The organism is Bacteroides sp. RTP31139st1_H2_RTP31139_211217, from assembly GCF_040227615.1.
Lineage (GTDB): Bacteria > Bacteroidota > Bacteroidia > Bacteroidales > Bacteroidaceae > Bacteroides > Bacteroides uniformis.
In genome coordinates, this window is the sequence record NZ_JBCNZM010000057.1 from 17,315 (window position 1) to 28,629 (window position 11,315).

Consider the following 11,315-nt stretch of genomic DNA (forward strand, 5'->3'; position numbering starts at 1 on the left):
CGGTTATGATGAAAAAACTAGTTTTTGTAATTCAGTTGATATTTCTCTATAGCGGTTTGGCTATGGCCGACCCGGTTATCTCTCTTAAGACATTGTTGCATGAGATGACAGACCGTTCCGTGCTGGCGCGTTGGCCCGAAAATGCCTATACGTGTAAGCAGTTCAGCAGCTACGACCGTAGTTCGCATAACATGACGGATAAGCGTGCCTGGTTTGGTAATTTCGACCAAGGACAGTTTATCCGCCAGGAAGAGAACGGAGGGAGGACGGAATATGTGATGATGGATGCCGAAGGCCCCGGTGCCATAGTTCGTTTCTGGATGACTTTCTCCGGCATAAATCGGGGACAAGGGACTCTGCGTATCTACATAGACAATGAGGAAAAACCGGTAATTGAAGGCAATGTACGTGATATATTGAGCGGACAAGTCCTTTGTGGAGAACCTCTTTCAACTTCAGTACCCGATGAGGCTCCGATGGAAGAAAGAGGGCATAATTTATATTTGCCCATACCTTATGCCAAGCGGTGCAAGGTGACTATCGAATCGCCGGACTTGAAGATTACTCCGGAGGGGAAAATTGAGAGTAAGACCATTGTATACTATGCTATCAATTACCGCACTTATACTTCTCCGGTCAAGGTGATTTCTTTCTCGGCCAAAGAGTTGAAGAAGAATGCCCGGCTGATAGCTGCTGTCAATAAGAAGCTGTCGGAAGGAACACCTGGTATTGATACTCCGCTTGCGGGAAGAGAAAGTACGCTCAATCTGGCGGCTTCTCTGGCTCCGGGTGAAAGCCGTAGTTTTACGATTGACGGCTCTCGTGCCATTCGTCGTCTTTCGATGCGGATTGATGCCGATGACCGTCGCCAAGCACTTCGCTCTACGGTCTTGTCCATTGCCTTTGATGGGGAACTAACTGTCTGGGCTCCGGTCGGTGAGTTTTTTGGGGTAGGCTATTATCCCGTTGCAACTGGTACGTGGTATACGCGGGCCGTGCAGGATGATGTGATGAGTGCATGGTGGGTGATGCCTTTCGAGCGGAACTGTACGATTACCTTGACCAATTATGGGGAACAGCCGGTGGAGATATCCAAGGCTGCTGCAGTTAGTGGAAAGTGGCAGTGGGATGAGCGCTCCATGCACTTTGGTACCACATGGCAGCAGTTTACGCATATCCATGCCCGGGGCGATGAGTTTGCCCAGGACCTTACGTTTGCCGATCTTAAAGGTAGGGGCGTGTATGTGGGAGATGCGGTTACTGTCTATAACCCCAACTTGGGTTGGTGGGGAGAAGGAGATGAAAAGGTGTATGTGGACGGTGAAACCTTTCCGTCACACTTTGGAACGGGTACAGAAGATTATTATGGCTATGCCTGGGGGCGCTATGAACCGTGGATAAACCATCCTTTTGTTGCCCAACCCATAGGAGATGGTTGTTATGCTCACATAGGTTTGGCGCAGAATACCCGTGTTCGTAGTTTGGATGCGATTCCGTTTACCCGGAGCCTGCGCTTTGACATGGAGTTATTCGATTGGTCGAATATACACCTTAATTATGCTCCGATAACCTTCTGGTATATGCTTCCCGGAGGCGAAATACAGCCAAAACCCTTTGTGAGCGATGTACGCGAACGGGTTGCCAACCAACCGTCAGATATTTTCGGTTCAGGGATGAGTCTGGTTGTGGAGGGCGAAGTCATGCAGCCTCGTCCGGGGCATATGGGGTCCGTTGAATTGCAGACCAACTTCCACCCCTTGTGGAGTGAGGGTATGCAGCTCTACTGGAAAGAGTTTAAATCGGGAGATAAGCTGTCATTGGTTTTTGACAGTGAAGTGGAAGGAACTTATTATGCGAAAATACAGTTCACTGTGGCGCCTGATTATGGTACATTTGCCCTTCGTGTAAATGATAAGGTGATTACTCCGGAAGTCAGTCTGACCAATGGAGAAGTGTCTCTGCTTTTGGTGAATCTTGGGCGGGTCAATTTGAAAAAAGGAAAGAATGAGTTGCAGATTGAGTCGATTGCACTGGCTCCGGGACATGATACCGGTTTCTTTGGGATTGATAAGTTGACTCTTCGCAAATAATTCTGTAGACGTCTCTATCGCAGGGATTGTACTTGTATGGATAGCTTTGGATAAATAAAAGTCCAAGGCTATCTTTTTTGTATCAGTTCTTTTTCTATGATAAAATGCTATCTTTGTCCTCAAAATAATAGGTAAGATGAAACTTCGTTCACTCTATATCCTTTCTATTGTAGGGCTGCTACTGGTAATTGTGGTGCAGATTGGTGGTATGATGTATGCTTACGACAATACCAAGAAAGAGGCGGAACGCGCACTGAACGAATGTTTTCGTCTGGCTTTTATCGAAACGGTGGACAACGAGATTAATAATTTACCGTTTCCTGACATGACTATCCCTTTTTACTCGTATCTATCCAAAGACAGTATCAGGTCTTTCGAAGATGAGATGTTTTTAAACTATCAGCAGGCAGCTTCCTTTCTCGAAGATGTATATCATGTCGCCATTCCATTAGATGTGATGGCGAGGTTGGTAGAGAAGAAACTGAAATGGAAAAATATAGACCGGACTGTAAATATCCGTCCTGCGACGGACAGAAGCAAGCGTTCGGTATATGTACGGTTCAAGTCTGTTCTTTCGGAAAAAGCCTGGTTGAATGAGAAGAAAGGAGAGGCCATTGAAGCTGTCATGTTTTCTCCTTTTATACCGCTTGTCAAGGATATAGTCTTTTTGTTCCTTCCTACGCTTCTCTTGGTTGTTTTTCTGGTGTACAGTTGGGCCAGGCAAATGGATTCCATACTTAAACAAGGTAATGATATTGAGAAGCAGCGGTCTGCTTTTTATGTGCTGGCAGAGAAGATGAGGTTGCCGATAGGTGAGGTACGTAGTCAGATATCGGAGAGCCGGTGGGCAGATATAGAAGCCTCGGGGCAACATTTGCTGGACATGACAGAACATACGCTTACGGGAGCTAAGCAAAGCGAACGGCAGCGGCAGGTGCGCAAGCAATATTCTTTTAAAGTCTTTTCGATTGTCGGGTTGATTGCCGGCTGTCTGCTGATGGTAGTCTGGTTTGTCTATCTGTACCGTGCTTCTTTCAAAGAAACTGCCTATCAGGTAAATGATTGTTTTGAAGCAGCTTTTTATGACGAGGTCTTGAAACGCCGCCTTTCTTTGCTCTACGAACAGACTGATAGGGATGGAAAGGATGAATGGGAAGAGAGTGTTGAATCGCCTTTTGCAAAGGAGCAAAGGGAATTTCTGGAGAAAGAGCAGTCGAAGTATAAGGTGAACCGCTTTGGAGTGGTACATATGTACAATCCGGTCGATTTGAATTATCGACTACGCTCTGCTTTGATTATGCAGCGCAGCATCAATGAAAGCGGAATGGAACTTCCTCTCTCCGTGCAGTACCTCGATTCTGCTTTTGCTTCCAGGTTGGAAGCCTTGGGAATGACCTATAAGAGTGGTATCCGCCAGTACTACGCTCCCTCCGATAGTACAGTGGTGGAAGCAGGATATGCCTCGGCAAAATATCAGGATATTTCTTCCCGGTTTATACCGTTGAAGGAGGACAGCATCCTTTGTATACAAGGTGTGGTGAAGAATCCGTATCGCTACGTCATAAGTTCCGTATGGTATCTGTTTCTGCCTCTTTGGGTGATGTTTTTGGTGGTGTTGGACTGTATTCTCGGCCAGGTGAAAGTTTTGCGTACACAGCGGCATTTGGAGCAATTCCAGAAGGATTTTACTTATGCTATGATACACGACATGAAGTCTCCTCTGAGTTCCATCCTGATGGGAGCTCATATTCTGAATAGCGGCAAATTGTCCGGTAAGCCCGGAAAAGAAGAGAAATACCGGCAGGCGATGATGGAAGAGTGTGAGCATCTGCTTACCCTTTCCAATCGTGTACTGGTACTTACCAAGCTGGATGAGGGACATTTGGAACTCCATCAGGAAGAGGTGCCTTTGCGGCCTTTACTTGATGATATGATTGCCAAAATTTCTCTGAAAACCAGCAAAAGGGTAGAATTTACGACCGTTTATCATCGTTGTGAAATGGTGTATGCCGATGCCTTCTGTTTGCGTGAAGTGTTGGGCAATCTGCTGGACAATGCCATTAAATATTCCCATGAAGAGGTAAAGATAGATATTATTTGCGAATCGGAGAAAGGCTTCTGCAAGATAAAGGTGTGTGACAACGGATTGGGTATTCCCTTAAAAGACCAGTCTCTTATCTTCAACCGTTTTGAACGTTCTGCAGCAGTCGGGCGAAGTGGAAGGGGCGGTGCTGCAGGTTTTGGTCTGGGCCTGAATTATGTACAGCAGGTGATGCTGGCACATGGCGGCAGGGTAGAAGTGGAAAGTGAAGAGGGGTGCTTCAGTGAATTTACACTCTACTTTCCTATTGAGACTGTATAAATTTACCACACGTGGAGATTCAATCCTTCTGATTTGTCAGTAATATAGGAGTCTCCGCCGAATGAGCGTAATTGCCAGAGGATGTAAAGGTCGTCGAAACTCATGACAGCCAGTAATATTCCAAATCGTGTGACATCATAATTGCCACTTGTCATACCATATATAAGGGGCAATATACCCAGTAGCAGGAAGGGCAGCAGGCATGTGGTGCGATATTGCCACATGCGTATCGGCGAAAACAATCTGAACAACAGTTTATGTAGGAATAGATTTACCAGGACAGCTGCCAATATACACATGAAGAATCTGACCAGCGATAGATGGCTGGTTGTTTCTCCATGTATCGACTGAAACAGAATCAGCATTGGTACTGCAAATACTATGGCAGCTATGATGCCGTATTTATTAATCCTCTTGCCCGAAACTACTATCTCTGTCCCTTTTCGGCTTTTTGTTATTGAAATATCTGCTTTCATAGTGTGGATTTTTTGTATTGATGTTGCAAAGGTAGAGTGGGGCACATGCTTCATAAGTTATCGCTACGTTAATATTAGGTTAAGAGGCGTTGTTTTCCTCGTTTATTTTATAGCAATATGACTGTTGCATTCATTCTTTTCCTTATTTTTGCAATATATAATAAACGCATTATGATAAAGTTATTGTTGGTAGAAGACGATGCAAGCTTGAGATATATAGTTCAGGGAGGGTTGGAAGATATGATAGGCGGTTATGAAGTGATTACTGCCGCCAATGGCGAGGAGGGCTTGAAACAGTGGAAAGAACAACATCCTGATGTGATAGTATCTGATATAGAAATGCCCGTTATGAACGGTTACGAGATGGTGAAGCGTATCCGCGAGACAGATGGGGAAACTCCGATTCTGTTCTCCTCTGCCCTGATATCTCCTAAAGATGTGGTAAAAGGTTATGAAATCGGTGCCAATAACTATATAAAGAAACCGTTCATTCCCGAAGAACTGGATGCACATGTCCACGCCTTATTGAAGCTTTCCAAAGGCAAAAAATCGAAAGACACGAGTCAATGCTACAAGATAGGCAAGGAATATGTGTTGGATGCCACACATGCCACTTTGAAACATGCTTCGGGTGTAAACAAGACTTTGACTGTGCGCGAGACAGGTTTGTTGCAGATGCTTTGTGAGAAGCGGGGAGACGTTATCCGCCGGGAAGCTATCTTGGATAAATTCTGGAATACGGAAGATGATTACTTTGCTTCCCGCAGCCTGGATGTATTTGTGACGAGACTTCGGAAATTTCTTTCGGAAGACGAGTCGGTAACCATTAAAACAGTGAAAGGAGTAGGATTGATACTGATAGAAAATTAATAATGTATCCTTCTATATTGCAATAATTTAGCAGTACATGTACTGTTCTTCTGGTTTATTTTCGTTATTTTTGTATAGCAGTATTATATGAATATAAAGAAGGAGGGTATATGCGTATAAAACGGAAAGTCAGTATCTCTTGTCTTGGTGGTCGTTTGGGAATCTGCCTGCTGTTGGCTTTTGTGCCGCAATTGCTTTTTGCGCAGGAAGACAGTGTACGTTTCATTCGTGACAGTATACAGATACAGCCGGAATTCAATGAATCTCTATTCTCTCCTTTTGAGCTTCCTTCTGAAAACTCTGCCCCTTCTTCCATGTTTCATCCGGAGCACTCCTATTCCCTGCCCGATTTTTCACTGAAAGAGTCTCTTCGTCTGCCTTATCAGACCAATCCTTCCCTGCTATTTCGGGGAGATTACAGTACAAGCGGTGTATTAAGACAGTTTCCTCACGGTATGTTATTCGGTTCCGGTGGGCAGACCAGCGTATCGGGTATCGGACGTTTCAACAATGCTTCCCTGGGATATCAGCATGCCTTTAACCAAAGGCTGACGCTCCAGCTTGGCGTAGATGCCATGAAGATAAATATGATTCATTCCACCGGGCAGGCTTTCAATACTTCGGGAGCTTTGCGGTATCAGGCTTCGGACCGTGTAGCTTTTAAGGTTTTCGGTTCGTATGCCATAGGAAATACTTACGGGATGGATACCCACCGCTACGGTGCCACCATGTCTCTGGATATGTCCGAACGTTTTGGTATGGAAGTTGGAGTACAACGTTATTACGATGCTTATCGCGGTCGTTGGGAGACGGTTCCCGTTGTGATTCCCTATTATAATTTCGACAAGTTTAAATTAAGTCTGGATGTAGGTGGAATCTTGTATGAGATTCTGCGTAACACCGTCTTTGATAATAGAGGGGGCAGTGGCGGAGCGACTATTGCCCCACCACGTTTTCAGATGCCGCCATTGAGATAAGATAAGTATAAATCAGCTTTTCGTAGAGATTATCTCATTTTCGGAACGATATACCATAAATTTCCCGTTAGTTCTGATATCGGACAAATTACTACTGTTACATAATATTGCTGCCAATGTAGAAATACTTTCAATGCAAAAGAGCCAAGTATCGTGAGGTGACACACCTTTGATACTTGGCTCTTTTTCGCTGAGGAAATGTATTATTGTTTCTCTGTTATCAGTCCGACAGCATAATTCAGCACTGTATCTTCATCCTTCATGAAATCTGCTACGGTTTGGGATACTTGATGATGGGGCGGTATGCCTATACCTTCCATGGGGAAACCTTTAGAAGAGACGTCCGGCTGGCGGGTAGGGATACGGAAATAGGTCCGCTGTTTGGTACAGAAAGGACGGGGGCCATTGCCGGTATCCCCTCCGGTAGCTTCGCCGATGAGGGTGACATTTCCGCTTTCCTTCATGTCGAGTGTGAAGCTCTCGGCAGCAGAGAGCGTATATGTGTCGGTCAGCAGATAGATTTTACCCTTATAGGCGTCGGCTTCGGGCTGCATGAAGTAGTTCTTGCTGACGCAGTGTGGTTGTGTTTCGCGGATGAAGTACTTGCAGATGTTTACTCCATTCATGCTGTTTCCTCCTCCGTTTCTACGTACGTCTATAATGAGGTATGGTAAATCCTTGACTTTGGGATAGACCGCCTTGAAATCTTCCATGACGGGGTTCATCATGGTTTTGATGGTAAGGTAACCAATGCTGTCTTGTAATATCCTGCTCTTCACCGTTTGTTCTTCGTTATCCGGAAAATAGTCCCTTTGTTTCAAGGGAAGGGTGACGGTCAGAGTATCGCCCCCTCTCAGCAGTGTATAGTTTCTTAGGGTGTCTGCATAACTACGGAACGCATCATAGGCTGTACGGAGCCGTCTGTGGGGGACGGTAGATGCTTCGGTATATTTTTCGTTCTGTTCAATCCATTGTTTATAGGGGAGTCCGTTGATAGCTATAATTCGGTCTTTGTCCTGGAAGCCGTATTCTGTCAGATAGTCACTGGGTTTGTCAACGAACAAGGAATCCTCTATAAAGGCTACGCGCTGATTGGCTGTGTACCTCTTGTAGCAGGTAATGGCGTGGGCGCATTGTAAGGCAGAGATGTATTCCTGCACTATCAGTCCGTAGTCTGTGGTGGTCTGCGCCTGGCGAACGCGGGCGTCACAAGCTTGATACAATGAATCCATATTCAGATGCTTGGCTTGGTATAATGAATAATTCTCCATGACAATCTGGTGTATTTCTTTGAAATCTTCTTCAAACTGCGAGGGGGGTAACGGTAGTTCCGCGATGTAGAAGTTTTCTACATCAATCTGCTTGTCATTATAGAAATAGTTGGCATAAACATACAAACCACACCAAATGGTTGCCAGTACAGCCATTACGATGACTATTACTTTTGAAATTTTTTTCAGAATCTTCATGTTTTATAGAGTTTAGTCGATATTTGCTTTTTCGGTAAAAATAGTAATAATTTTTGTTAATCTTATTTTTCTAACTCCTTATTTGCCAATAATGGTAACATGGAGGTAACTAACTGAGCTTCAAGTGCCTTCTTGTACGATGTCTGGTAGTTGGCTAACTTTGCAGCCGTAAATCAAAACATACTAAGGAGAAGTGATTATGAAGAACTATCAAAAAGTAAATGTGCCCGCAGGCGAGGCACGTGTCGAGTTGCACGATTCATTGAATCTGACTGGTGCAGAAGTATCTATCAGCAATTTGCCGGCTGGTGCAGGAGTACCTTTTGTGCATTCGCACAAGCAAAATGAAGAAATTTATGCCGTCCTCTCCGGACGCGGCACCATGGTGGTTGACGGAGAAACCGTAGAACTGCAGGCGGGTGACTGGCTTCGCGTGGCTCCGGCAGGAGAACGCCAATTGTCGGCTGCGGCAGACAGCGCCATCAGTGTGATTTGTATTCAGGTGAAAGCCGGCTCTCTGGAAGGCTTTACGATGACGGACGGTGTGGTGAAGTAAGAGGAAGTCACACAAGTAAAATTAAGGTGATAGGGGATGGTCTGTGGTGCAGGCTATTCCCTATTGTCATATGATGTGCAGTGATTTATTGACTGCGATTTGTTTTAAGTCAAAATAATCATATATTTTGTACTATACCTAAGAAAACAGACTATGTCAACTGATGCAATAAAACAGAAATTATGATTAAATTGAAGAAAGAGCATTGTTTCTGTCACATAACGAGGACCCAATCAAAGAGCTTAAAACTAAGAATTGAAAACATAATATCATGCCCCAGCATAATGCCATCAAGCTTTTCGAAGCGAAGAAAGTCCGAACCGTTTGGGACGACATAGAAGAAAGATGGTACTTCTCAATAGTAGATGTGGTGACAGTCTGCTGTATGCCTATCCAGTTACGTCTCCGATAGATTGGAAAAGGAAAGATATAAGAGGAAACGTGTTTTCATTTTGTTCTTGTTTTGGGCGCAAAAGTAATAAATATCTCCGTTAACCTAACATTAACGTAACGATAACCTAAAAGCTTTTTACCACCTCCTATCTTTGCAATGTCGAAAGGGAACAACTCCCCCAAAGACAAGAACTTGAAACAAAATGTATAACTTAAAAAATAGAACCATTATGAAGACTTTAGTAATTTCAGCAATCATCGCAATGACCTCTTTAGTAAACGTAGTAAGCGCAGCAGCCGTTAACCGTACAGACAACTTTGCCTATAATACCGAAACCAACGACGGCCGTGTGGAAACACAAACCGTATTCAAAGTGGAGAATCAGAAATTCCTGCACCGCCACCTGAAGTACAATTACATTTACGACAACTCCGGTCGCATCTCCCAAAAAGAAGTGCTGAAATGGAACGAATCCACGCAAAGCTTTGAGAAGCACCACAGTCTTAACTTCTTCTATACGGACGACGTCACTGTGGAATACGCCCTCTGGAACGAGCAAAGCAATGCCTACACCGACATCAAGCAGAAAGCCGTCTATCGGCAGACCGACAGCAGTGTCTTGCGCTACCTCAGTTACGAATGGGACGAAAAGAACAATGACTGGAGCTTGACAGCAGACCATCACATGACGGATGAATCTGTGCAGCTATTGGCAGAGAAATAAGAAAACACGATTTCTATTCTATTTATTTTAAAAACCAAGACATTATGGCAATATTATTTCGCAAACACGAACGTTTAAGTAATTTGGCACAGAATTCTGTAAAAAGGTATATCCTACAATTATATATAAATACAGCAATCCGGCAAGACTGAAAGAAGTGGCAAAGGAAATCAGCACCATGTCCAGTGGGAGTGAGGGTAATTCCTATAGTGTGCTGAAAGTTATCTGAAGAAATCACTGTTGGCAGGTCGTATCGTGACTGAGTAAATTCTGAAAATATAGAGACTATGGGCCTCCTTTCTACACTGTGTGCGGGAGGGAGGCCTTCTTCTCTTCCAAAAATAACGGATTGCCTTTCTTGAACAAACAATTATAAATATCTTTGGAGCATTATTCACTCATTAAACTAACAGAAAACACCATGAAAGTCACAAACAAATCAACAGTGAGAGTAGGCGCGGCAGGAGTCGCAGTCATTGGAATTATAGTATTGTTCTTGGTCATGTTTGCCGTGGAGCGTATTGATTCGGGACAGACGGGCATCATCGTCAATCTGGCCGGTAGTGAGCGTGGAGTAGATGATGCCAAGGTGGAGACCGGATGGGTGGTTTACAACCGTTTTGCCAAGCAGCTATTCGAATATCCTGCATTTGCGCAGATTGTAGACTACGAACCTTTCGACATTCAGGACAAGAAGGGAACCATCTTCAAGACAGACCCTACTATAGAATACTTCATTGAGCGGGAGGATGCCAAAGTAGTTTTTCTACGCTATCGCAAGACTACCGAAGAATTGGAACAGAGTGTTATCCTGACGGAAGTGAAGAACGCTTATAAGGACGTGGCAGGACTCTATGAGACGGATTCGCTCATCAACAACCGTCCGGCTTTCGAGAAGGAGGTGGAGGCATTACTGAAGGAGCGTCTCAGTACCCGTGGCTTTACGTTTACCAACATACAGTCGTCCGTGAAACCCAACGATGTGCTGCAAGCTGCCATTGACGAAAAGAATACTGCTGTGCAGAATGCCTTGAAGGTGGAGAATGAAAAGAAAGCCGCTATAGCCGAGGCGGAAAAGGTAGTAGCTGCCGCCAAGGGTAAGGCAGATGCCAACCGTATCCTTCAACAAAGCATCACGCCGGAATTGATTCAACTAAAGGCTGTGGAGAAATGGGACGGGAAATTGCCGTTGTCTACCGGTGGAAATACGTTGCCATTCCTGAAGTTGCAATGACAATCTCTATGAGACCCCATTGGCAACTTGATTCTTTTGGGGAGGTACTGATTGTGTGCGCGGATAATCACAAATAAATCAAGCGGTAAGCCATCTATCTCTCTATTTGCTAAGATTTATTCGTCCGATACTTGTTGAATTATCGTCCGACAGCCGTTGAATT

The 11,315-nt window shown here is 44.5% G+C and carries 10 protein-coding genes; 8 read left to right on the forward strand and 2 right to left on the reverse strand.

What is annotated here, in order from left to right; genetic code table 11:
- Nucleotides 1-5: 5 nt before the first annotated feature.
- A complete protein-coding gene (locus ABUA47_RS11435; RefSeq protein ID WP_349824540.1) occupies nucleotides 6-2,090 on the forward strand; it encodes a DUF2961 domain-containing protein in 2,085 nt (694 codons plus the stop codon).
- A gap of 136 nt (nucleotides 2,091-2,226) precedes the next feature.
- Entirely contained in the window at nucleotides 2,227-4,452 is a 2,226-nt protein-coding gene (locus ABUA47_RS11440; RefSeq protein ID WP_008662206.1) for a sensor histidine kinase, read from the forward strand.
- A 2-nt stretch (nucleotides 4,453-4,454) separates the two neighbouring features.
- Here the strand turns inward: ABUA47_RS11440 and ABUA47_RS11445 are convergent, their stop codons facing one another.
- Nucleotides 4,455-4,928, reverse strand: a complete 474-nt coding sequence (locus tag ABUA47_RS11445; RefSeq protein WP_008662204.1) for a metalloprotease family protein — start codon at nucleotides 4,926-4,928, stop codon at nucleotides 4,455-4,457.
- A 171-nt stretch (nucleotides 4,929-5,099) separates the two neighbouring features.
- On the opposite strand from ABUA47_RS11445, the gene ABUA47_RS11450 reads away from it, so the two are divergent.
- Both ABUA47_RS11450 and ABUA47_RS11455 read left to right on the forward strand, forming a co-directional pair.
- Nucleotides 5,100-5,798: a response regulator transcription factor gene (locus ABUA47_RS11450; protein WP_034532712.1), complete on the forward strand. Its 699-nt coding sequence runs from the start codon at nucleotides 5,100-5,102 to the stop codon at nucleotides 5,796-5,798.
- A 110-nt stretch (nucleotides 5,799-5,908) separates the two neighbouring features.
- Nucleotides 5,909-6,775, forward strand: coding sequence for a hypothetical protein (locus ABUA47_RS11455; protein WP_022400917.1), 867 nt, complete (start codon nucleotides 5,909-5,911; stop codon nucleotides 6,773-6,775).
- A gap of 203 nt (nucleotides 6,776-6,978) precedes the next feature.
- On the opposite strand, the gene ABUA47_RS11460 is transcribed toward ABUA47_RS11455, so the two are convergent.
- Nucleotides 6,979-8,244 carry a S41 family peptidase gene (locus ABUA47_RS11460; protein ID WP_349824541.1) on the reverse strand — a complete coding sequence of 422 codons (1,266 nt, stop codon included), beginning with the start codon at nucleotides 8,242-8,244 and terminating at the stop codon, nucleotides 6,979-6,981.
- A gap of 199 nt (nucleotides 8,245-8,443) precedes the next feature.
- Between ABUA47_RS11460 and ABUA47_RS11465 the strand changes: the two genes are divergently transcribed.
- The 4 genes from ABUA47_RS11465 to ABUA47_RS11480 all read left to right on the forward strand — a co-directional run bounded on the left by ABUA47_RS11465 (nucleotide 8,444) and on the right by ABUA47_RS11480 (nucleotide 11,152).
- Nucleotides 8,444-8,800, forward strand: coding sequence for a cupin domain-containing protein (locus ABUA47_RS11465; protein WP_005824807.1), 357 nt, complete (start codon nucleotides 8,444-8,446; stop codon nucleotides 8,798-8,800).
- 271 nt (nucleotides 8,801-9,071) lie between these two features.
- Nucleotides 9,072-9,212: a hypothetical protein gene (locus tag ABUA47_RS11470; RefSeq protein WP_165852974.1), complete on the forward strand. Its 141-nt coding sequence runs from the start codon at nucleotides 9,072-9,074 to the stop codon at nucleotides 9,210-9,212.
- A gap of 184 nt (nucleotides 9,213-9,396) precedes the next feature.
- Nucleotides 9,397-9,918 (forward strand): DUF3836 domain-containing protein, encoded by a 522-nt coding sequence (locus ABUA47_RS11475; RefSeq protein ID WP_005824811.1) that lies wholly within the window; start codon nucleotides 9,397-9,399, stop codon nucleotides 9,916-9,918.
- A gap of 421 nt (nucleotides 9,919-10,339) precedes the next feature.
- Nucleotides 10,340-11,152, forward strand: a complete 813-nt coding sequence (locus ABUA47_RS11480; RefSeq protein ID WP_005824816.1) for an SPFH domain-containing protein — start codon at nucleotides 10,340-10,342, stop codon at nucleotides 11,150-11,152.
- Nucleotides 11,153-11,315: the final 163 nt, after the last annotated feature.